General features: G+C 65.2%; 16 protein-coding genes and 2 tRNA genes. 13 read left to right on the top strand and 5 right to left on the bottom strand.

Features of this window, described 5'->3' with window-relative positions; genetic code table 11:
- Nucleotides 1-103: 103 nt before the first annotated feature.
- Nucleotides 104-2,452, bottom strand: coding sequence for an FAD/NAD(P)-binding protein (locus ACOZ9V_RS16410; RefSeq protein WP_181270837.1), 2,349 nt, complete (start codon nt 2,450-2,452; stop codon nt 104-106).
- Nucleotides 2,449-4,971: an LCP family protein gene (locus tag ACOZ9V_RS16405; RefSeq protein ID WP_434591805.1), complete on the bottom strand. Its 2,523-nt coding sequence runs from the start codon at nt 4,969-4,971 to the stop codon at nt 2,449-2,451. Before ACOZ9V_RS16405 ends, ACOZ9V_RS16410 begins: the two co-directional genes overlap by 4 nt.
- Before the next feature lie 375 nt (nt 4,972-5,346).
- On the opposite strand from ACOZ9V_RS16405, the gene ACOZ9V_RS16400 reads away from it, so the two are divergent.
- The 6 genes from ACOZ9V_RS16400 (at nt 5,347) to ACOZ9V_RS16375 (ending at nt 10,615) form a co-directional block, all read left to right on the top strand.
- Nucleotides 5,347-5,435 (top strand) — tRNA-Ser (locus ACOZ9V_RS16400).
- A gap of 230 nt (nt 5,436-5,665) precedes the next feature.
- Nucleotides 5,666-6,283 (top strand): hypothetical protein, encoded by a 618-nt coding sequence (locus ACOZ9V_RS16395; protein WP_139467956.1) that lies wholly within the window; start codon nt 5,666-5,668, stop codon nt 6,281-6,283.
- Nucleotides 6,280-6,882: an OmpA family protein gene (locus tag ACOZ9V_RS16390; RefSeq protein WP_139467957.1), complete on the top strand. Its 603-nt coding sequence runs from the start codon at nt 6,280-6,282 to the stop codon at nt 6,880-6,882. Before ACOZ9V_RS16395 ends, ACOZ9V_RS16390 begins: the two co-directional genes overlap by 4 nt.
- A 166-nt stretch (nt 6,883-7,048) precedes the next feature.
- A complete protein-coding gene (locus ACOZ9V_RS16385; RefSeq protein ID WP_434591802.1) occupies nt 7,049-8,296 on the top strand; it encodes an FAD-dependent oxidoreductase in 1,248 nt (415 codons plus the stop codon).
- Between the two features lie 117 nt (nt 8,297-8,413).
- The gene (locus tag ACOZ9V_RS16380) at nt 8,414-9,505 is read left to right on the top strand and encodes a proline racemase family protein (RefSeq protein WP_434591799.1); all 1,092 of its coding nucleotides are present in this window, start codon (nt 8,414-8,416) and stop codon (nt 9,503-9,505) included.
- 105 nt (nt 9,506-9,610) lie between these two features.
- Nucleotides 9,611-10,615 (top strand): Ldh family oxidoreductase, encoded by a 1,005-nt coding sequence (locus tag ACOZ9V_RS16375; RefSeq protein ID WP_434591796.1) that lies wholly within the window; start codon nt 9,611-9,613, stop codon nt 10,613-10,615.
- A gap of 86 nt (nt 10,616-10,701) precedes the next feature.
- Here the strand turns inward: ACOZ9V_RS16375 and ACOZ9V_RS16370 are convergent, their stop codons facing one another.
- Nucleotides 10,702-12,399, bottom strand: coding sequence for a PucR family transcriptional regulator (locus ACOZ9V_RS16370; RefSeq protein ID WP_434591793.1), 1,698 nt, complete (start codon nt 12,397-12,399; stop codon nt 10,702-10,704).
- Nucleotides 12,400-12,512: 113 nt separating this feature from the next.
- On the opposite strand from ACOZ9V_RS16370, the gene ACOZ9V_RS16365 reads away from it, so the two are divergent.
- The 5 genes from ACOZ9V_RS16365 to ACOZ9V_RS16345 all read left to right on the top strand — a co-directional run bounded on the left by ACOZ9V_RS16365 (nt 12,513) and on the right by ACOZ9V_RS16345 (nt 18,572).
- A complete protein-coding gene (locus ACOZ9V_RS16365) occupies nt 12,513-13,997 on the top strand; it encodes a CoA-acylating methylmalonate-semialdehyde dehydrogenase (protein WP_434591789.1) in 1,485 nt (494 codons plus the stop codon).
- An 80-nt stretch (nt 13,998-14,077) separates the two neighbouring features.
- Complete coding sequence (locus tag ACOZ9V_RS16360; RefSeq protein ID WP_434591786.1) at nt 14,078-15,493, top strand: aspartate aminotransferase family protein; 1,416 nt, start codon at nt 14,078-14,080, stop codon at nt 15,491-15,493.
- Nucleotides 15,494-15,758: 265 nt separating this feature from the next.
- The gene (locus ACOZ9V_RS16355; RefSeq protein ID WP_172171698.1) at nt 15,759-17,168 is read left to right on the top strand and encodes an inorganic phosphate transporter; all 1,410 of its coding nucleotides are present in this window, start codon (nt 15,759-15,761) and stop codon (nt 17,166-17,168) included.
- Nucleotides 17,165-17,398: a hypothetical protein gene (locus ACOZ9V_RS16350; protein WP_172171696.1), complete on the top strand. Its 234-nt coding sequence runs from the start codon at nt 17,165-17,167 to the stop codon at nt 17,396-17,398. The genes ACOZ9V_RS16355 and ACOZ9V_RS16350 overlap by 4 nt, the downstream gene beginning before the upstream one ends.
- Nucleotides 17,399-17,909: 511 nt before the next feature.
- The gene (locus ACOZ9V_RS16345; RefSeq protein ID WP_434591782.1) at nt 17,910-18,572 is read left to right on the top strand and encodes a hypothetical protein; all 663 of its coding nucleotides are present in this window, start codon (nt 17,910-17,912) and stop codon (nt 18,570-18,572) included.
- Between the two features lie 139 nt (nt 18,573-18,711).
- Here the strand turns inward: ACOZ9V_RS16345 and ACOZ9V_RS16340 are convergent, their stop codons facing one another.
- Nucleotides 18,712-20,544: a phosphoenolpyruvate carboxykinase (GTP) gene (locus tag ACOZ9V_RS16340; RefSeq protein WP_434591780.1), complete on the bottom strand. Its 1,833-nt coding sequence runs from the start codon at nt 20,542-20,544 to the stop codon at nt 18,712-18,714.
- A 374-nt stretch (nt 20,545-20,918) separates the two neighbouring features.
- Between ACOZ9V_RS16340 and ACOZ9V_RS16335 the strand changes: the two genes are divergently transcribed.
- Together ACOZ9V_RS16335 and ACOZ9V_RS16330 are read left to right on the top strand one after the other, a co-directional pair.
- Nucleotides 20,919-20,991, top strand: a tRNA-Arg gene (locus tag ACOZ9V_RS16335).
- Nucleotides 20,992-21,092: 101 nt separating this feature from the next.
- Entirely contained in the window at nt 21,093-21,818 is a 726-nt protein-coding gene (locus ACOZ9V_RS16330) for a hypothetical protein (RefSeq protein ID WP_434591777.1), read from the top strand.
- Nucleotides 21,819-21,852: 34 nt separating this feature from the next.
- Here the strand turns inward: ACOZ9V_RS16330 and ACOZ9V_RS16325 are convergent, their stop codons facing one another.
- Nucleotides 21,853-22,659 carry a DNA alkylation repair protein gene (locus ACOZ9V_RS16325; protein WP_434591774.1) on the bottom strand — a complete coding sequence of 269 codons (807 nt, stop codon included), beginning with the start codon at nt 22,657-22,659 and terminating at the stop codon, nt 21,853-21,855.
- Nucleotides 22,660-22,769 lie beyond the last annotated feature (110 nt).

Raw genomic sequence — 22,769 nt, 5'->3', positions numbered from 1 at the left:
GTGGGTCGTCAGCGTCCGCGGAGACGCGGATGGGCCGAGAGTTCTCGGCGACTGGCGTCCGGGGAGAGCCTGCTGAGCTTTAGAAGAGGACGAGTACGCGGCCTCAGAGGAGGTCGAGGATCGCCTCGGCGGCTGCGTGCGAGTCGTTGAGCGTGGCCGCGTTCGTGCCCGGGTTCGCTGCGATCGCCAGCCCCCACTGCTTCGACGACAGCTGGATCGACAGAGCGAACCGGCGCGGGTGGACGTTGCCCTCGACATCGATGGTGCGGTACGGCCGAGACGTGAGTGCGAGTCCGTTGAGAAATTTCTCTCGACCGTCGTCCAAGGTCAGGCGGGCCGCGGTGAGCTGACCGCGTTCGAGCATTCCGTAGAGCAGGACATCGGCAGCGCGCGAGACGGAGTTCGTCGGGGACGCGGCATCGATGACGACGCTGCCCGTGATCGCTCCCGCGGCCTGCGCCGAGGTGACCGTGAAGATCTCTGGCCGCGGCTTCTGCGCCTCATTGGTGAGTCCCTTTGCTTTGGCAGTGGTGCTATCGACCCCGTCCGGGCGTGCGGCGATGCCGGAACTTGCGGTCTCTGCCTCAGCTTCGGGCGCCTCTGGATTCTCGCGGAGAGCGTCAGGGTTTTCTTCGATGCGCATATCGGGGCCGATGAAGGATACGATTCCCGCCTCGGCGAGGGCGATGAGTTCCGCGATCCGCTGCGGGGGAGGCCCATCGCAGATGCCGGAGACGAAGCCCTCGAACCAGCCGAGGATCTCCATGTCGATGCTCACGCGGTCGATGTGACCTGCGACGATGAGCTCCTTGAGCAGCAGCCGGGACTGCCATAGCACGGTGAAGAGCGCCTTCTCCGGGCTGCCGGTCGGACCTGCCAGAGAGTTGCGCAGGTCGGTGCGCAGGAAATCGAGCATCCACTCGTGCAGGGAACCAGGCTCGCCGGGTTCGCGGCTGGTGAAGAGCTCACCTTCGAGCGGGTTGAGCAGGGTGTGCAGTGACATGCGGTCGGCAGGATCGGGCACGAGTGCCTCTTCGATCTCCGACCAGGCGAAGGCCTCACGGGTGACGCGGCCCTGACGGGCGGCATCCTCGGTGGCCGTGGCGCCGGCTGTTCGTGCAGCGCTGGACGTGGCCGTGGCGCCGGCTGTTCGTGCAGCACCGGACGTGGCCGTAGCGCTTGCCGCGGCGCGAGCGGGCGCAGCGGTCCGAGCCTCGCCAGCACCGACTTCGCCCGACTGCGGGTGGGTTTCCTGCCAGGTGCGCCGGGTCAGGTGACGTGAGACGGCTTCGCCGATGGCCTCGCGCAGCTGGCCGGGGTCATCGGCGAACGCTTCGGGACGGACCTGGGAGAGCGTGTGATAGTACGCCAGACGCAGGTCGGCGAGGATGAGCGGCCACAGCTGATCATTGAATCGGGCACCGGCCTTGCGTTCCCCGTCGAGGTGCTCGATCCCGGCGAGCAGAGCGATATTGTCCTTCGTGAAGTACCGCAGGGGCCAGTCCCGCCGAGGATGTTCATGACAGATCGGTTTGCTGCGGTACGGGATTCCGCGTCGTGATCCCAGCGCCAGCCGCGGTTCGTCACCGCTGGGCACATACCGCAGCAGTCCGCCGGGCTGCGTCTCATAGCGACCGCCGCGCTCATGAGTGAACAGGGTCTGCAGGTCGAAGTAGTTGAGCCCCATGCCACGGACGATGACCCGCTCACCGGGGGCCACCTCGGTGACGGGGGTTTCCGCGGGCAGACCCTGCGGCAGGTACAGCCCGCCGCCCAGTTCGGCGAAAGCGGCGAGGCGGGCGCGCTCCTCCGGCTGGGCGCTGGGGATGTGACCGACGGCGAGCACGACGGCGCTGGCGACGATCGTCGTGCCGTTCTGGCAGCGCACGAGCTGCTCGGGGACAGTGGCCCGTGAACTCTCTGCCACCGATTGGGGGAGGTCCATCGCGGGCAGGTCGATGACGGATTCGGCCTTCGTCGGGTGTTCGACGATCTCGATGAAGTCCGGTGCGCCCTCGCGGATGCGCCGGTAGGCGTCGCGGAGGTAGCGGCCGTAGAGACTGCGGCTGGGGAAGGTCGAGTGCAGCGGTTCGGTGCCGCCGTTGGCAAGGTACCACTCGGCCATGGACGGTCCGGTCGGTGCTTCTTCGGGGCCGAGGAAGCTGCAGCTGGAATCGGGGAAGACGGTCTGCTCGGCGATGGTGGTGTTCATCAGCAGAGACTCGGGCTGGTCGGTGCGCCACACGATTCCCGCGCCGGGCGGGTACGGGTCGATGAGGTGGATGGTCAGCGCGGTCTCGGTGGTGGCGTCAGCCGCGCTGCGGGACGCGCCGACGGTGCCGGCGAAGCGTTTCGCAGCCAGAGCCACGAGCCTCTCCAGAACGGTGAGACCTCGCGGTCCGACGCCGATGATCGCGACCGCGGGGGCGGGAGTCTGTGGAGCCTGACTCACCCCTGCTCGCCGGTTCCGCCGTTGGGCCCGGGGTAGCCGGGGAAGTCGTCACCGGGCTTGAAGCCCTTCGGGTAGCACTTGCCTTCGGCGTTGGGCTCACCCGGCGTTGCCGTTTCGGTGGCGTCCGCCTCGGCGCCGGCCTCGTCCGTGGAACCATCCGCGGAATCGGCCGGTTCATCGGTGGCGGTGTCTTCGGTGCTGTCCTCGGTCGAGCCGGTGCTGTCCTCGGATTCCTGGGACTTGCTGCCGTCGTTCGTCGGCTTCGGTGTCTCCTCGCCGTCGGACGCACCCTTGACTTCGCCGAGGATCCACTTGTGGAGCACATCGTAATCGGGGTCGTAGGTCGGGGTGACGTCATTGTTGATCTGGACTGTGGTGACGTCGCCCTTCTGCATCATCATGGCAAGTTCGATGAAGGCCGGGATCTCGTTCTGTGGGATCGACGTGGCGATGTTCCGCGTCGCGGAGTTCGCGAGCTTCGGATAGGCCGTGGCGATCTCCTGCGGGTCGATCTGCTCGAGAGTGGTCTTGAGCATCCGCTGCTGACGGCACATGCGGTCGTAGTTGTCGCTGCCTTCACGGGAGCGGACGTACCAGAGTGCGTCCTTGCCCTTGAGCGTCTGCGGGCCCGGATCGACCCAGCCGTAGATCTCGTTCTTCACACCCGACATCGATTTTCCGCCGCCCATCGGGATCGGGCGTTCGACGTCGATCTTGACTCCGCCGATGGCGTCGACGACGTCTTCGAATCCGGCCATGTCGACCGAGGACCAATAGTCGAGCTTGAGACCCAACGAGCCTTCGACGGCCTGCATCGTCGCCCACATGCCCGGTTCGAGTCCGTGCGGGTTTCCGATCTTGTCGGGGTTCTGTTCGCCCCACTGCCATACGGCGTTGATGAGGTCCTCGGACGAGTCACCGGAGGGGCGGAATCCGTCGGGCCACGCCTTTTCGAGTTCGCTGCCTTCGGGGAAGACCGGGAACGCGAGGTTACGGGGCACGGAGATGAGCGCGGCGTTGCCGGTCTTCGTGTCGATGGAGGCCACGAGCATCGTGTCCGGGCGGGTGCCCTCACGATCGTCGCCATTGTCGCGGCCCATGAGGAAGACGTTGATATAGGGCTTGTCCGCCCAGAGGTCTTCGGCGCTGTGGGCCTTGCCCGTGCTGTCGCCGAAGAGGCTGGCCACCGTGTCGGACTGCACGCGGGCGAAGACCGAGCCGACGCCGAGCGGGATGCCGATGATGAGGGCGAGGGAGACGACGAGGACGCCGGCCATCTTGTTCTGCCAGGGCCGGTATCGGTGTCCGCGGCGCAGCCCGAGGTGGGATACGACCATCACGAGGATCCAGATCACGGCCACGAGCACGGCGGCGATGGCGAGGAAGTTGAGCAGCGAGGGGCTGGCGACGATCGTGGCGATCGCACGCACCGGTCCCTTGACCAGCAGGTAGACGAGCCCGACGAGCAGAGTGAGGACGAAGAGACCGAAGACGATGAGCCCGGCGGGCCGGAAGCGTGTGCGCAGCAGTCCGACACCGGGCAGCAGGGTGCTCAGTGAGGTCCAGCCGACGAGGCTGGGGAACGATTCGCCGAGGCGGGAGGAATGGCGGCGGGCCCGTCCCGGTCCGTGACCGGTCGACTTCTCGCCGTGGGCGGAGCCGTTCTCGTCGGCTCCTCTCGCGGCAGACGATGCGCCGGTTGCTGCCGCAGTGCCGCCCGCACCGACCGCTGCTGCGGCCGCGGCGCTGCGCGCGCCCCGTGTGGCGGATGACTTCTTTCGGCCCCGGCCTCGGGATTCGGCCGCGTGCCGTTCACGGGCGTCGCGGCGAGTCGTCGGAGCGGAGCCCGTATCGGCGTCGTTGTCCGTGTGGTCGAAATCGTGGGAATCCCTCGCCGAGGCGGCCGATTCGTCCCGTGCGAAGGTGCGCGGAGCATCGTGGGCAGGACCGCGCCGTGAGCCGGCGTCCGGATCATCCTGTGTGTTCGAGCTTGCTGCTGCGGCCACTCCGGCGGCAGAGGCTCCGCTTGCGGCGGCAGCTCGCAGCATGCGGGCTTCGCGGCGAGTGCGTGGGGCGACCGGGCGCGGAGGCGGTGCATGCGGCGAGCGGGTCGCTGATCCTGTGTCACGGGTGCTGTCGCCGAGTCGGTTGTCCGACTGCTCTCCGGGTCCGCGAGAGCTTGTGCGGAACGAATAGTCGGATCGGGCGTCGGCGGACCGTGTGGAGTCCTGACCAGAGTTCTGGCCGGGGTTGTGGTCCGAGTTCGTGCGGGACCGGCGAGGATTCACCGCCGAGGTCGGCAGCTGCTTGGAGTCACGACGCTGGGAGTCCGAGCGGCGAGGCTCAGACTGCCGAGAATTCTGCTGCGGCGAGCTCGACTGCGGTGTCGAGTCGCTTTCACTGGCGGCGGTGTCGCCGCGGAACCGGGGGCGAGAGGAGGCACGGAGCCGACGACCTGTTGTCTGGGAATCGGGGTCGCTCCCATACGGTCCGCGCTTGTCAGGGGGAAACTCTGGCAAGTTGTCTACTCCTCAAAAACTGTCTGCTCGTGCAATACGGCCCGCTCGCCGTTCTCGTTTCCGGCACAGGGCACACCGCGGCTATCGGTTTTCCGACCGGTGTTTCTGCGAGGATCTGAGACCAGACCGCAAAGCACATCACGCCGATTTTACGCCTGGACATTGATGAATGCTGGAATTCCGGTGTGGGGGAGCGGTACAAAGGGGACGTTCGGCCCGGATTTGCGCCCGTCACGGGTCGGTTCGACTATGACGAAGCCCACTCTCCGCGGTTGCGCTTTGCCCTGGATGGCTCCTTTCCCTTAGGCTGTATCCCGTAGTGCTGGAGGGTCTGTCGGTATGCATTTCGCCGAGGCGGCTCGCAGCATTGCGGATGGAGTCGTGGCTGAGCGGCCGAAAGCGTCACCCTGCTAAGGTGAAGTCCTCCAATAGGGGGACCGTGGGTTCAAATCCCACCGGCTCCGCGTGAGGCAGAACCCCTGCGATCCGATGAGAATTCGGGTGCAGGGGTTCTTGCGTTCCCACAGAATCGCGTTTGCCCGCGAGTGCCGACGCCTTTGTTCGTCTCGACTTACGTTCGATGTAGTGAAAGTTCACCTGTCCGGGGTAAGTTGATCCGCGTCCGCCCCCGCGCCACCGGAGCTCACCAGCAGAGATGCTGCTCCGGCGAGTACTGAGGAGAACTCCCATCGCTATGCCCCTGATCCGCAAGACAGCTCTGTCCGCTGCCGCCGCAGCTTTGGCGCTGACCCTGGCCGCCTGCTCGTCCGGAGACGACACAGAGGAGCCGAACGCCGAGGGTGCCGAGACCCAAGGCGCTGCGCAGGAGTCCGGTGAGGCCGCAGGTTCGAAGGGTGAATCCGGATCCGCCGAGGCGGCCGGCCTCGATCCGAAGGATCTTCCCGATCCTGTCGCTTCCCAGGAGATTCCCGCCGCCGTTGACGGCGATGACAAGGCAACGATGACTGTCGAGCTGTTCCCTCTGAAGCGTCAGGGCGAGACGGTCGTGGCCCAGTTCGCGTTCAGTGTGAACTCTGATCAGACCGACGAGGACGACGACGGTGACGATCTCTACGGCTATCTGGGCGGGAGCTGGGCGCCGTTCCTTGTCGACTCGCAGAACCTGCGCAAGCACAACGTGTTGGATAAGTTCCCGCAGCGAGCGCAGACGAATGTCCAACAGACGAAGTTCAAACCCGGCCAGACCCACTACGCCTTCGCTGTCTTCGCGGCCCCGCCGCCGGATGTCGATGAGGTCGAGGTCTCCGTCGTCGACGGTATGAACCTCGCCACCGGAGTGAAGATCTCGTGAAGCCGGCAGCCGTCGGTCCTGCAGCGGTGATTCTTGCTGCCGGCATTGTCGTCGCCGGTCCACCCGCACTCGCGTTCGCAGACTCAGTGACTTCGCAGGACATCGCCAACCGAGATGCCCCGACTCCGGAGGACTTCACCGATCCCGACCAGTCGCAGATCGACAAGAGCATTGTCGAACTCGAACCGGAGATCTATGACCTGGACAAAGGCATCGAGGACGTGGAGACAACCAAAGCCAGTGGCGGCGATACCGTGGTCACGCTCGACACGGATATCCTCTTCGACTTCGACTCGGCTGAGCTCAGCGACACAGCGAAGAAGAAGATCAAGGACCTTGTCGAGGATCTGCCGTCCGACTCCGAGATCACCGTCGGCGGGCATACGGATTCCAAAGGCGAAGACGACTACAACAAGAAGCTCTCCGAAGACCGCGCGAAGGCCGTCGCCGAGGTGCTCACCTCGGAGGACTCGGACCTTGACGTGACGGCAAAGGGTTTCGGCGAGTCCGAGCCCGTCGAGTCGAATGAGAAGAACGGCAAAGACGACCCTGAGGGCCGGGCGAAGAACCGTCGCGTCGAAATCCGCTACGAAGGCTGAGCCTGATCTTGGGCTGTCCGGGAAGAGCGGCTGAGGCCATTGACGAACCTGACGGCACTGCATAGCGTCTCTCTCTATAGATGGTCAAACAAGAGTCAGCTTCGGTGACGTCGGCCCGGACCAGACCGCGAAACCGCCGATTCGGGGACCAATGGAGGGCAACCGATTGAAGACAGTCATCATCGGAGGCGGCGTGGTCGGGCTGACCAGTGCCTACGAACTGGCGCTGAGCGGACACGACGTCACAGTCATCGAGGCTGCCCGCTGCGGTGCGGGCGCCTCTCACGGAAATGCCGCAAAGATCGCCATCGCCGAGAGCACCCCGGTGCCTGCCCCAGGCGTGCTGCTTCAGGGGATCCGATGGATGCTCAAACCCGACAGCCCACTATCGATCAAGCCGTCCCTTGCGCCCGGCTATCTCAGATTCCTGTTGCGGATGGCCAGGCACTGCAACACACATGACTTCGAAGCCGGACTCGACCTCCACCTGCGCCTCGGCGAGGATGCGAACGATCTCTTCGATGAGTACCAGGCTCAAGGCATCGACTTCGAGATGCACGACCGCGGTGTGCTGCTGGCTTTCGAGACTCGGGAACGCTTCGACGAACACTGTGCGAGCCTGCCCGCTTTCGAGGCCGCTGGCCACCTGCCGCGGCGACTGCATGATGACGAAGTCCGCGAGGCCGAACCGGCTCTCAGCGATCGCATCCGCCACGGTCTCTCTTTCTCCGCTGACCGACAGATCGAACCCGATTCTCTGACAGCGGGCCTCCTCGCGAAACTCACCGATCTCGGCGTAGTCGTGCGAGAAAACACTCGCGTTGGACGCTTCGTTCGCTCCGGCGGCGCCGTGACCGCAGTTGTCACCTCCGACGCGGAGGTCATCAAGGCCGACGTTTTTGTCATCTCCGCCGGTGTCCCGTCCGGCGTGTTGGCCGGGCAACTCGGCCAGAAGATCCCGATCTACTCGGGCAAGGGCTACAGCATCGACTACTCACGCGCTCCGATCCAGCTGCGCACATCGCTGACCCTCGAAGATGCTCGCGTCGCCGTCACTCCGCTGAACGGCATGCTCAGGCTCGCGGGCACGATGGAGTTCGGCAGCACGGACGACGACGTCAACGAGGTCCGCGTCGGTGCAATCCGCCGCGCGGCTCAGGAAGCATTCCGTGAGTGGGGCGACGGTCAGGGAGAACTGGCTCCATGGGCTGGGTCGCGCCCCATGACTCCTGACGGCCTTCCCGTCATCGGGCGACTGGACTCCGTGAAGAACGCCTACATCAACTCCGGACATTCGATGCTCGGTCTGACACTGGCACCGGGATCTGCTCGGCTGCTATCCGGACTCATGACTGATGGAAGTTCGACGCTGCCCGGTGAGCTGCTGGCTCGTGTGTCCCCGAATCGATTCTGAACGACTCACGCCAACGCCACATGGACCCGAACGGACGAGGATGGGCTCATGACCACACAGCAAGTCACGGGCAGCGAAGTCGTGGACTGAGGCCCGCCCGAGCAGAGACGAGGGAACGTGAAGAACAGACAGCTCATCCAGGCCGTCGATGTTCACGCGGCCGGCGAACCCGGCCGAGTGCTCATCGGCTCGGGACTGCGGGTCAAAGGTGCCACGATGGCCGAAAAGCTCCGATACTGCGAAGAGCACCTCGACGACTTCCGGAACCTCATCCTCCACGAACCCCGCGGCTATCCCGGCCTGTGCTCGCCGATCGTCGTGCCTGCGACGGATCCGAGCTGCGATTTCGGAATGATCGTGATGGAGCAGGGCGGGTTCAAGCCGATGTCCGGATCGAACCTCATCTGCACCGTCACGGCGCTGATCGAGACGGGGTCCGTCGACGTCAGCGAACCGGTCACCGAGCTGCGGGTCGATACCGCCGCCGGTGTCGTCACGGTCCGCGCCGAGGTGGAGGCCGGCCGAGCGAAATCGGTGACCTTCGACAATGTCCCGGCTTTCGTCCACGGACTCGACCTGCCTCTCGAGGTGCCTGGGTACGGGACGATTCCCGTCGACATCGTCTTCGGCGGTCAGTTCTACGTACAGACTGCGTCGGACAACCTCGGCGTGGATCTTGATCCTGGCAATGCCAAGGAGATCATCAGGGCTGCCAGCGTGTTGCGGCAGGCGGCGAACGAGACCTTCGAGGTGAGGCATCCCCTCATCCCTGAAATCGATTCGATCGGTCTGCCGCTGATCCACGGACCCGCACGAACTGAGGGCACCGACGGACGCAACGCCGTCGTCCTGCCCAACGGCATAGTCGACCTCGACGATCCGAGCACGTGGACTGGGACTTTCGACCGCTCGCCGTGCGGCACCGGGACGAGCGGGCGAGTGGCGGCCAAACACGCCCGCGGCGAACTGCGCGTCGGTCAGCGATTCGTCCACGAATCGATGATGGGTACGACCTTCACCGCCGTGGTAAAGGAAGAGACCGAGATCGGCGGTAGTCCAGCCGTCATCCCTTCGATTACCGGGCGCGGGTGGATCACAGGATTCCAACAGCTCGTGCTCGAGGCCGATGATCCGTTTCCGGTCGGCTTCACCGTCGGAGACATCTGGAGCGGCGGTACGAGGGCAGCAGAACCAGGAGTCGACGGCTGAGACGCGGATATGGCGGGGCAGGATCGATGACTGTTCGAGCGGTAGTCTGCTGATCAAGGCCAATGGTCGAAGCCGACACGATTCGCTGCACACGAGGAGCGCACAATGACGAACGAACCCGACCGCATCTCTTTCGATGATCTTGTCTCGGCGATCGAAGCCAAGCTCACCGCCGCAGGAGCCTCTTCGGCGGTTGCGAGAGTGCTGGCGACCAACTGTGCCACCTGCGAACGCGACGGCACTCTCAGCCACGGAGTCTTCAGGGTCGCCGGCTATCTCGATTCATTGAATCGAGGCTGGGCAGATGGGGCAGCAGAAGCGAGCATCGACGTCGTCGGCCCTTCCTATATCCGCATCGACGGTCACAACAGCTTCGCCCAACCCGCACTCGCCGAGGCTGGGCCGACGATCGACCAAGCGCTCGACGACACCGGCGTCGCCGTCATCGCTCTGCGCAACACCCACCACTTCAGCGCACTGTGGCCTGACCTCGAGGCATTTGCACGCGACGGTCGGGTGGCGATGGGGATGATCGCCAGCGGCAAGCTCGCCGTTGTTCCCGAGGGGGCCACCCGCCCGGTCTTCAGTACCAATCCGTTCGGTTTCGCCACACCCGTCGCCGAGGCGGATCCGATCGTCTTCGACTTCTCCACGTCGTCGATGTCCCACGGGGACCTGCAGCTGCTGCGGGCAGAGGGCCAGGACGTTCCGGTCGGGACCGGGGTCGACTCGACCGGCGCGGACACCACGGATCCGAACGCCATCCTCGACGGCGGCGGAATCCGCCCCATCGGCGGGCACAAGGGTGCGCTGCTGTCGTTCATGATCGAAACGCTTGCCGCAGGGCTGACCGGCGGTGCCTTCACCTATGAGGTCGACGCGGAGGCCCCCGAGGGCGCCCATACCTTCCGGACCGGTCAGCTCTTCATCGTCATCGATCCCGAGCGCGGCGGCAACGACGCCTACCTCGCTCGGGTGCGCGAATTCGTCGACATGCTCCGCGATGCGGGCATGGACCGTCAGCCCGGTGACCGTCGCTACGCCAATCGCGCCGAGGCGGCCGAACGCGGAATCCCCGTCACCGACACGATTCGCGCTATGTTCGACTGAACTTCTGTCGACCGGCCGAAGCCTGCTCTGTCCCGGGCAGCACACGACCCCGCTGGAGGAGTCGCCGACTCCGTCGAGTACGGTCCTCAGCCGTACATCCGCCACCACAGCAGCGCTACGTGCAGTGCCGTGCGTGACTCCGCATCGTCGAGTGAGACGCCGAGGCGGTCCTGCAGACGATTGATCCGTGTGTAGAGCGCGGGCCGGGACAGATGCCCGGCCCGCGCCATCGCCGACTTGTTGCCGCCATGGGAGAGGTAGAGCTCGAGGAAGTCGAGCAGTCCGTCTTCTGCGGAGTCCGCGGTCGACGGCAGAACGCCGTCCCGGCGTCCGTCTTCGCCGAGCAGCGGCCCCAGCTCTCCCTCGGCGAAGGCACGCAGCCGCGAGTCCTCGGCCAGCAGAGACAGCAGCCCGCGGATGCGCACGTCCGAAGAGCGGTAGAACGCACGCTCACGCACATCGAGCGTCGACGCGACCTCGGCGACGTGAGAAGCGGGTTCGAGACCGGCGACAGCGCGAAGCAGAGAAGTGCTGCCTCGGCCGACCCCGACCACCCAGCTCGCAGCAAGCCCATCGAGCTCGGCGAGCAGACGGGTGAGCCGTTCATCGGCTTCCTCCGCACCGCGCAGACTCGGCTGCGATCGTCGGTTTCTCCCGTGACCGGGCCCCACAACGAACCCGAACACGCCTGACTGCAGGCTCGTCATGAGCAGACACAGGTTGAGGCGCGAGGCGGCAGAGGCGATCTCCTGCGTCAGGCCGCGCTCCTGCAGCTGCACCCGAGTCGGATCGGTGTCGGCCTCACGATCAATGCGGACGACCACTGGGGTGAGCTCGGCTCCTTCCGCAGGAGTGAATCCCAAAGAGCGGGCGCGCTCCCTTGCCGAACGCTCGTCGATGCCTTCTGAGTCCGTGATCTCTCGGATCAGGCCGCTTTGGGTCTGCAGCAGCAGATCCTGCTCATCGCGATCGGCCATTCGAGTCAGCGTCAGGGCTTCACCCGCACGTTCGATGACCTGCTCGAGATCGGCGACGGACTCGGCGGCGCCGGGTACGACGAGCCGGCCCCACCGGCGAGAACGCAGCCCCACCGGCGTCTGCCGCCACTGCGCCGGCGCGTGACCGCCGGGCGTCGTACTCGCACCGCTGACGAGGTCGACCCACTTCTGCGCGAGAGCCTGCGAACCACGGCCGGAATGCGCGAGAACCCGATGGGACACATCCTCGAGGACCACCGCCGTGCCCAACAGCTCTGCAGTGCGGTCGACGATCGTCTGAGCCTCGGCCCGATCGAGGCTCAGCTGCGTGTACGTCTCGTGGATCTCCCGGGCATGTTCGAGCCGCGAGATCTGCTGTGCGAGAAGGCTGCGGTGCGCGAGCTCGGTGATCCTGACGAACTTCACCCGACGCGGCAGGACGATGACAGGCAGTTCCCTCGCCGAGGCGGCCGCGGCCGCGATCTCGCGCGCTTCCTCATCGTGGGTCGAGTTCTCATCGACGAGTTCGATGATCGTCCCAGCCGCACCTGCGCGCTCGAGCTGGTCGAGGAACTCCGTCATCGCCGCAGGCGAGTGGCGGAAGGCCGTGGCGGTGGTCAACACGAGCTCACCACCCTCGAGGAAGCGCTCGACATGCTCGGAATCGGCGATGTGGACCCAGCGGATCGCCCGGCCGAGGCCTGCCTCGCCGGCAAGTACCGCAGGCTCTGCAGCCCTGATCTCCTCGAACTCGAGCAGACCGGCGATGCTCAACGATGCCCCGCTCGACTCCCGTGCAGTGTCCATTGACACAGTGTAAAGCCGAGGGCGAAGATTCTGACATTCTGACACTTCCGAGATCGGCAAAGCGGACAGAGGATGGATGCAACCGACGTACCGACGACGCAGAAGGACTCTTCATGGCAACGCTCTCCCACTGGATCAACGGACGGACCGTCACCGCGGACACCGACACCCGCCTCGGCGATATCACGAACCCGGCCACCGGCGTCGTCAGCGGCCAGGTGGCCCTGGGGTCGAAGGCCACCGTGGAATCGGCGATCGCTGCAGCATCCGCCGCGTTCCCCGCCTGGCGCGACACGTCCCTGGCCAAGCGGACCGCTGTCCTCTTCAACTTCCGCGAACTGCTCAACGCTCGGAAGCAGGAACTGGCCGAGATCATCACCGCCGAACACGGCAAGGTCGTCTCCGACGCTCTCGGCGAGGTCGCCCGCGGCCAGGAAGTCGTCGAATTCGCGTGCGGCATCGCCGGCCACCTGCGCGGCGTTCATACGGAGAACGCCTCGACGAACATCGACGTCCACTCCCTGCGCCAGCCGATCGGCGTTTCCGCGATCATCTCTCCCTTCAACTTCCCGGCCATGGTCCCGATGTGGTTCTTCCCCGTGGCCATCGCCGCCGGAAACACCGTCGTGCTCAAGCCCTCGGAGAAGGATCCGTCGGCCGCGAACTGGCTCGCCGAGCTGTGGAAGGAAGCCGGCCTGCCCGATGGCGTGTTCAACGTCGTCCACGGTGACAAGGAAGCCGTCGACACGATCCTCGAGAGCCCCGAGGTCGCCTCGGTGTCCTTCGTCGGGTCGACCCCGATCGCACAATACGTCTACGAGAACGGCACCGCCACCGGCAAGCGCGTCCAGGCGCTCGGAGGAGCGAAGAACCATATGCTCGTCCTGCCCGACGCGGACCTCGACCTTGCCGCCGACGCAGCCGTCAACGCCGGCTACGGCGCCGCAGGTGAGCGCTGCATGGCGATCTCCGTGGTCGTCGCTGTCGACTCCATCGCCGATGACCTGGTCGCGAAGATCGCCGAGCGCACCCGCACCCTGCGCGTGGGTGACGGGGCGACCGAGCCCGATATGGGACCGCTGGTCACCGCCGCCCACCGCGACAAGGTTGCCGGCTACATCGATGCCGGTGCCGAGGCGGGGGCAACGGTCGTCCTCGACGGCCGCGAGAACACCCCGGCCGAGGGATTCTTCCTCAACCCGACCCTCTTCGACAACGTCACCCCCGACATGTCGATCTACACCGATGAGATCTTTGGACCCGTCCTCGCCGTCGTCCGCGTCCCCGGCTACGACGAAGGCATCGACCTCATCAACTCCAACCCCTACGGCAACGGCACCGCGATCTTCACCAACGACGGCGGTGCTGCCCGCCGATACGAGAACGAGGTCGAGGTCGGCATGGTCGGCATCAACGTGCCCATCCCCGTGCCCGTGGGCTACTACTCCTTCGGCGGATGGAAGAACTCGCTGTTCGGCGACACCCACGCCTACGGTGACGAAGGCGTCCACTTCTTCACCCGCGGCAAGGTCGTCACCTCACGCTGGCTCGATCCCAGCCACGGCGGACTCAACCTCGGATTCCCCACCAACGACTGAACCGACCACCACTGACGTCCGCCCCGACCCGGGGCGGACGTTCACGCAACGACGAACCACCTCGGCGAAGGAGCCCTGACATGACCACCACCGCGGATTCCCCGCTCACCGAATCGCACCTCGACGCTGATCGCACTGGCGCCGACCGGATCGATACGCAGCAGATCGAGGCCGGGCGACGTGCCCACGAACTCGACCGTGCGCACGTCTTCCACTCCTGGCAGGCTCAGGGGCCGTTCCAGCCGATGACGATCGTCGACGCCGAAGGTCCCTACGTCTGGGACGGAGAAGGTCGGAAGCTGCTCGACATGTCATCGCAGCTGGTGAACACCAATATCGGCCATCAGCACCCGGGTGTGGTCGCGGCGATCCAGGAGCAGGCCGGCAAGCTGTGCACCATCGCGCCGCAGCACGTCAACGACGCCCGCTCCGAGGCGGCCCGACTCATCACCGAACGCACCCCGGGCGACCTCGACCATGTGTTCTTCACGAACGGTGGAGCCGACGCGAACGAGCACGCGATCCGGATGGCCCGACTGCACACAGGCCGGACGAAGGTGCTCTCGGCCTACCGCAGCTACCACGGCGGCACGCAGCTGGCCGTCAACGTCACCGGTGACCCGCGCAGGTTCGCCAACGACTACTCCGCTGAGGGCATCGTCCACTTCATGCCCGCCTACCCCTACCGGTCGTACTTCAACTCGTCGTCTGAGGCCGAGGAGACGCAGCGGGCGCTCGCCCACCTCGAGGACATGATCACCCTCGAAGGTCCGAACAACATCGCCGCCCTCATCCTCGAGATCGTGCCGGGCACCGCGGGGATCTACGCCCCGCCGGCCGGTTACCTCGAAGGCGTGCGGGAACTGACGGCGAAGTACGGGATCGTCTTCATCGCCGACGAGGTGATGGCCGGGTTCGGCCGCACCGGCCGCTGGTTCGCCCTCGACCACTGGGACGTCACCCCGGACCTCATCACCTTCGCCAAAGGCGTGAACTCCGGATACGTCCCGCTCGGCGGAGTCGCGATCTCGGACGCGATCTTCGAGACCTTCCGCGATCGGGCCTACCCGGGCGGACTGACCTACTCGGGACATCCGCTCGCCTGCGCGGCAGCGGTCGCGACGATCACCGCGATGGAGGACGAGGGGATGATCGCCAATGCGGACCGCCTCGGCGAGGACATCATCGGTCCGGCTCTGCAGGACATGGCGCAGCGTCACCCCTCGGTCGGGGATGTCCGGGGTCTTGGCTGCTTCTGGGCCGTCGAGCTCGTGAAGGACAGGACGACGAAGGAGCCGCTGGCGGCCTACGGCGGCAGCTCGCCGGAGATGAACGAGGTCATCGCAGCGCTCAAGGCCGAAGGCGTGCTGCCGTTCGCGAACTTCAACCGCATCCACGTCGTGCCGCCGCTGAACACTCCGGACGAGGACGTCAGGTTCGGACTCGCCGCCCTCGACCGGGCACTCGACGTCGCGGATCGGTACGTCACGGAGTAGATTCGTCACGCGTGAAGGAGGCATCGCCTCGGCGAGGGACTGCTGTTTTCGGGCCCCGTTCGGAATGTGAGTGCTATTGCACTCTCGGCCGGGCGGGGCCCGTTTGCGCACGTCAAAAGTGAACAAAAGGTGAATGAGGTGGAGTAGGGTCGAATTGCGGGTGAAGAGCGGTTGAATCTGTGGGTAGACTTCTGCGGGATAGTGATGGCTGGCCGTCAGCTGCATCATCCACGGTCCGAATAGTGTCTACACCCAAGGTCGATTAGTGGAAATCATCTTCGTCGTCGTGCTCGTCATCGCACTGGCACTGTTCTTCGACTTCACCAATGGCTTTCACGATACGGCCAATGCCATGGCCACACCGATCGCGACCGGGGCCATCAAACCGAAGACGGCGGTCACGCTTGCCGCGATCCTCAACCTCGTCGGTGCCTTCCTCTCCACCGAGGTGGCCAAGACCATCTCGGGCGGCATCATCAAGGAAGGCGGCGGGGGAGTCCAGATCACTCCCGACTTCATCCTCGCCGGCCTCATCGGCGCCATCATCTGGAACATGGCGACATGGCGCTTCGGCCTACCATCATCCTCGTCCCACGCACTCTTCGGCGGCCTCATCGGTGCGGCCATCGTCGGTGCCGGACTCAACTCCGTCGACTACGGAGTGTTCCTGTCCAAGGTCGTCATCCCGGCTCTGGCCGCCCCGCTCATCGCCGGGTTCAGCGCCTATCTGTGCACGAAGATCGCCTACGCGATCACTCGCCGCAACGAGGAGGGCAAGACCGCTCGCCGTGCACCGTTCAAGTACGGGCAGATCTTCTCGTCCTCGCTGGTGGCGCTCGCCCACGGAACGAACGATGCGCAGAAAACGATGGGCGTCATCACCCTCGTGCTCGTCTCCGCGAACCTGCAGGAGCACGGCACCGGCCCGCATATCTGGGTGATCACCGCGTGTGCTCTGGCGATCGCGCTGGGCACCTATGTCGGCGGTTGGCGCATCATCGACACCCTCGGCACGAAGCTGACGACGGTCAAGCCCGCTCAGGGACTGTCGGCCGAGACGTCGACGGCTGCGGCTATCCTCGCCTCTTCGCACCTCGGCTTCGCTCTGTCGACGACTCAAGTCGCCTCCGGTTCCGTGCTCGGTTCGGGACTGGGCCGCAAGGGCGCCGATGTCCAGTGGTCGACGGCCGGACGTATCGCCTCCGGTTGGCTGCTGACGATTCCGGCCGCCGCGATCGTCGGCGGGATCGCAGCCGGCATCGCTCACTTGGGAACGGTCGGCGTCGTCGTCGACACGGTCGTCGCCGTGGTCGTGGTGCTGTGGATCTACCTCAGTTCCCGCCGGGTCGAGGAGACGGACATCTCGAACTTCGACACCGTCGGCGAGGCCGTCAACATCCGCGGCCGCAAGCGCAAGCTGCGTAAGGACCGCAACCGCAAACGTGCTCAGGAGAAGAGAGAAGCTCGATACGAGGCCTGGGCGGAGAAGCAGGCGGCGAAAGAGAAGCGCCGTGCCCACCGCGATGCGAAGAAGAACGGGGCGGTTCCCGCCGAGGCTGCGAAGACGAGTTCATCGTCGACCGGATCTGCTTCCGGAGCCGATGCGGGCCGGGCCTCGAACACCGGGGCAGATGCGGGCCGGGCAGATGCGAGCGATAAGGGAGACGCGAAATGATCGAGTGGAGTTCGTTCGCCATCGTTGCGGCCGCGACATGGGTCTCGGCCATCATCGTCATCACGCTGTTCTCCGTCGGAGTGCGGATGCGCGCCGCGCACCTCGACCGTGTCGAGGAGGGCCGCAGCAGCTCGGCTCTGCCGGTCGGCTACTGGGCGGTCTTCGGCATCTGCGGGGCAGTCGTGCTGCTCGGCGTCTACCTCATCGTCCCGGCCCTCCACGGCGCCTGACACTTCAGGGGCCGACCGTCTGACGCTTCGGGAGTAATTCGCCTGGGCTCTCTGGGGTGCTCGCCACGGCGCCTGACGCCTCCGTGCTGCAGGCCACGTGTCGTTTCTGAAGTGCTCGCCTGAGCTCTCTGGGTGATCCCCGCGTGACGGCTCAGGCAGCGATCGCTTGCCGTCGGCAAGCTGCTTTTGGACGACCATCACTCACCGGTAGCGTCGCGTACACCCTCTAGCGCACCATCCCTCGCCCTTAGTGGCTGTGCCTACAGTTGCAATGGTGCAACGTGCCGCTGCGACGGTGTTTTGCTCCCACCGGTGCCTAGCGACAGCAGCGGTGAGGGATGCTCCGGACTATGTGCATGAAGCATCCCTGCGTCACGAGAGGAAGTGCCACTGCCGGGTAGTTATGCCGCTGACGGTGCGGGATACCCGAGCGTTGGAATCGGGGCGGCTCAGTGAAAGCAGCTGCGGGTGGCTTTCCTGAGACCCTGGTGCCTCGGCTTAGACTCGATCTGTGAGAACTCCACCGCACAATCCTCGGCAATCCGCCGATCTGCAGAAGGAAATCGCCAAAGCCGATCGCCGGCGCATCGACCAATGGCATGCAGCAATGCGGCGCGATGGACGCGTCGTACTGCGAACAAATCTAGTCAAGATTTTCGCCCTCGCACTCGTCAGCTGGCTGTTCGTCGGAGCGATCATCCTCACGTTCACCGTCACCCCCGCTTCGACCTGGAACCCGATGTCCCCTGGCTTCGGCGGGTGGCCGGTCTTCTTCCTCCTTGCGGTCTTCGCCATCGGTTTGGCGCTGTTCGGCGTCGGAGCGCTGTTGTGGACTTTTGTCTTTCCCGTTGTGCGACCACAGTTCGTCGTGTCGAGATGGGGTGTGGAGTCCTCATGCAGGAAGCCTGGCGGGCGGGTCAGGCAGTTCGCAACGCCGTGGTCAGGCATCGTCGACATCGGGGGAGAGTTCCAGTGGAGGAAAGGGATGCTCCCGGACGCACTGGTCGTAACGATCACGGCCCGCGGTGTGACCGCTCATCGGAACGCGCTGATCGGCAACGTCAAGTTGCCGGAGTTGGTCACATATCGCGTATCAAGGGAGCTCAAAGCGAAACCGCGTGATGTGTTGGTATTTCTCCGTGAGGTTCACGTGGCGCATACGGCGCATCGCTGAACTCGGACCGGAACACGACAATCCCCCAACCACCTCGGCGGAGGTTGGGGGATTGTCGATGAACGGACGGCTCAGACTGTCAGCGATGAAGCCAAACGACTCAGGCTAGCCACACAGCTAGGCAACTCAGCCAAACGACTCAGGCGAGGCCGAGGCGCTGGCGGAGGTTGTCGACCTCGGCGCGGAGTTCGGCCGGAACCGAATCGCCGAGTTCGGCGTACCATTCCTCGATGAGCCCGAGTTCGGTCTCCCACTCTTCGGGCTTGATGGCGAGAGCCTTGCGCAGCTGCTCGTCGGTGAAGTCGAGGCCTTCGGTGTCCAGGCCGCCTTCGACCGGGGTGAGGCCGAGCGGGGATTCCTGAGCATCGGCGGTGCCGGTGACGCGTTCGAAGACCCACTTGAGAACGCGCGAGTTCTCGGAGAATCCGGGCCACAGGAACGAGTTGTCGTCGTCGCGGCGGAACCAGTTGACGTAGAAGATCTTCGGCAGCTGAGCGCCCTCGGTGTTGCCGATGTTGATCCAGTGCTGCAGGTAGTCACCGACGTTGTAGCCGATGAAGGGACGCATCGCCATGGGATCGCGGCGGACGACGCCGACGGCACCGGTGGCAGCCGCGGTGGTCTCCGAGGAGAGCACCGAGCCCATGAACACTCCGTGGGTCCAGTCCTTGGTCTCGGTCACGAGCGGCATCGTGGTCTTGCGGCGACCGCCGAAGAGGATGGCCGAGATCGGCACACCGTTCGGGTTGGTCCACTCGGGAGCCAGGGTCGGCACGTTCGCGATCGGGGTGCAGAAGCGCGAGTTCGGGTGAGCGGCGGGGGTGTCGGACTCGGGCGTCCAGTCGTTGCCCCTCCAGTCGGTGAGGTGAGCAGGTGCCTCGTCGGTCTTGCCTTCCCACCACACGTCACCGTCGTCGGTCAGTGCGACGTTGGTGAAGATGTTGCCGCCGGCCTCGATGGCGCGCATCGCGGTCGGGTTCGTGGTGTAGCCGGTGCCCGGGGCGACTCCGAAGAGTCCGAATTCGGGGTTGACGGCGTAGAGCTGGCCGTCTTCGCCGAAGCGCATCCATGCGATGTCGTCACCGAGGGTCTCGGCCTTCCAGCCGGGGATGGTCGGTTCGATCATGGCGAGGTTCGTCTTGCCGCAGGCCGAGGGGAATGCGGCGGCGACGTACTTGACGACTCCTTCGGGGTTCGTCAGCTTGAGGATGAGCATGTGCTCGGCCAGCCAGCCTTCGTCGCGGGCGATCGCGGAGGCGATGCGCAGCGCGTAGCACTTCTTGCCCAGCAGTGCGTTGCCGCCGTAGCCGGAGCCAAAGGACCAGATGGCGCGATCCTCGGGGAAGTGGGTGATGTACTTGGTGGTGTTGCAGGGCCAGGCGACGTCTTCCTGTCCCTCTTCCAGCGGAGCGCCGACGGAATGGACGCACTCGACGAACTTCGCGTCCTGGGCGTCGATTGCATCGAGGGCGTACTTGCCCGAGCGAGCCATGACGAGCATGGAGAGGACGACGTAGGCCGAATCGGTGACCTCGATGCCGAACATCGGCTGGTCCGCCTCGGCGTGGCCCATGACGAAGGGGATGACGTACATGGTGCGGCCGCGCATCGCGCCCTCGAACAGACCGTTGAGCGTTTCCTTCATCTCCGCGGGAGCGACCCAGTTGTTGAGTGGACCGGCATCCTTCTCGTCTTCGGAGCAGATGTAGGTCCGGCCCTCGACGCGGGCGACGTCCTCGGGGTCGGAGGCCGCGTAGTAGGAGTCCTTGGTGCCGTTGACGCGCTGGATGGTGCCGGCTTCGACGAGCTTCTCAGCGATCTCGTTCTTCTGTGCTTCGGAACCATCGATCCAGACGATGTCGTCCGGGGTGGTCAGGGCGGCGATCCGGCTGACGAACGAGAGCACCGACTTGTTCTCGGTCGGTGCGTTCTTCAGCTGGTCAGCGACGACATCATGGTCGAGGACAGTCATGAGTGGTCTCCTGGTCAATCGGGTGTGGGGTTTCGTCTCCGGCGGCTGGCGTCCGTCGAGCGGTTGGTACATATCCACCGTAGGATGGGAGCGGAAGCGAAAAACGCGCGTTTCGGTCACTCGAAGATGTGCATTGGATCACAGCCAGGGGTCAATTGACGTGAATGCAGCAATCGGATGACGTGTCGTTTCAAGTGATTGACGGTTTGTTTCGGCGATGATCGACGGCTGAAATCTGCGATTTCATCCCCTCTCGCCGAGGTGGCTCTGACCGTGAGTGCGAATGTGGCGAAGCGCACGTGGGTGCGATTTGAGCTTCAGTGAAACTGGTGTGTATAGTTGTTCGAGTTGCAGGGCGTGAGTCCGAGCGACATGCGCCACTAGCTCAACGGATAGAGCATCTGACTACGGATCAGAAGGTTGGGGGTTCGAATCCCTCGTGGCGCACAGAAGGAGAGTCCCTCACCTGGCAGGATTGCTGGTGAGGGACTTTTTCGTGTGCCTGGAGTCTGGCTGATCCGGGCGTCGATCCGAAGGTTGGGGGTCTGTTGGGTGCTGAGCTGAGGAAAGCCCGCCGTCACCGGGAGGAGTTCGGTGAGGTTATCGAGGTGTTCGCCGACCGCCCAGGACTGAAGACGGTGTCGGGGTTCGTCCTCGGGTGGGTGATCTTCACAGCTCTGACATTGATCAACCCGGGGGAGACGCCGCTGCTGGCGGTTGCTCCGGGTATCATCTTCGCGGTGATGTTCGGTCTGATCCTTCTCTATCTCTCGGGTGAGCGGCTCATCGTCTGCGAGCGCGGGATCCTTGTCGGCTCCGTAGCTCCGGGGATTCGTCCCTACGCCATTCCCTATGGGCAGATCACGCCCGGCAGCGTTGCCGGGGTCGCCGGCGCGAACAGATATCTCAAAGAGGTCGGACTCCAGGGACAGATCGCGCAGTCGACCCTGCGAGCGTCCTGGTGGACGAAGAACGGTGTCCACTTCGTCGCCTGCTCGGCCGAGGATGCCAGGCGCGGACGCAGACGTTTCACGCTGGCCCTCGACCCGATTCCTCGGTTGATCGACGGCCGGTGGATCTGGTTTGCAGGGACCGGTCGGCAGTTCGCGAGGTCGGCGGTCGAGGCGATCGCTCGGGCCGCCTCGGCGGCGGGGTATCCGCAGCTGGCCAAGGCCGCGCTCGATCGCGGAGTCGTCGAGCTGACCGGCAACCCCGAGGACGCAGCACGCCAACTGCCCGGCCACCCTCCGGTCGGCAGGGGCGGGATCAGATAGTGGGGACTCGGGTCGCTCGCGGCCGAGCCTTGTATCACCTGGCGGCAAGCACACCTTCTCGCTGTTCAGTCGACAGGCGTTTGACGGCTTCTCGGATCGTCACTCCCGAGGCCCGGTTGGCGCGTGGGAGGATCCAGTCGAAGACGAGGTCGGGGCGTTTGCGCGAGGTGTCGCGCAGAACCCAGCCGATGGCCTTGCGGATGAAGAATTCCTTTTCCTCGAGCATCGCATCGGCGAATCGGGAGAACCTGTCGAAGTCGCCGCGGCCGTGCCGCAGCGGGACCAGGTGCGCCAGCAGGGCCGAGCGGCGAATCCAGAAATCCCCATCGCTCGCCCAGCGCTCGAGAACGGGGTCGAAGGCAGTATCCCGTTCGCTCAGCGGCCCGACAAGGTCCCCGGCCAGAGGGTCTACGAGCGCCCAGGTCTTCGCCTCGCGGAGCAGGCCCTCGATGAAATCCGCATCCCCGCCGCCGAGGCGGTCCTTCGACTGGATGAGCACCATCGTGGCCGCGGTGCGCCGTTCGTGGACGGGTGTGAGGTGGCTTGTCGCCCCTTCACCTGTGTCTGTCGGCCCGGCGCTCGCGGCCGAGTTATCGGGCGGAGTCGGCGCGGCCCAGAGGAGTCGGGCGAGTTCGATGACCTCATTGTGGCCAAGCGCTGTTCCGCGCAATGCCGCGCGAACGACGGTTCGGGTATCCGGGACGCTCACCCCGTAATGGAGGAGTTCGCTCTTGAGGTAGGCCTTTTCCTTTTGGGCGCGTTCGCTGCCGCCACGGGCGCGCAGATCTCGGTCGATCGCCTCGGCGAGGGTGTGGGCCTTGTTCCGGGAATCGGAATTCATGGAGTGAATCTTTCCATGGCCTCGCCACCAGTGGGTACAGGCGCTGTAGATCGCAGTGAATGCGAAGCGGCCGACAGGCGGACTCCGTCGATCGTGATGATCGAGGAGTG

It is taken from the genome of Brevibacterium sp. 1718 (genome assembly GCF_051131255.1).
GTDB classification, from domain to species: domain Bacteria; phylum Actinomycetota; class Actinomycetes; order Actinomycetales; family Brevibacteriaceae; genus Brevibacterium; species Brevibacterium sediminis.
This window is presented reverse-complemented; position numbering and strand designations above follow the sequence as displayed.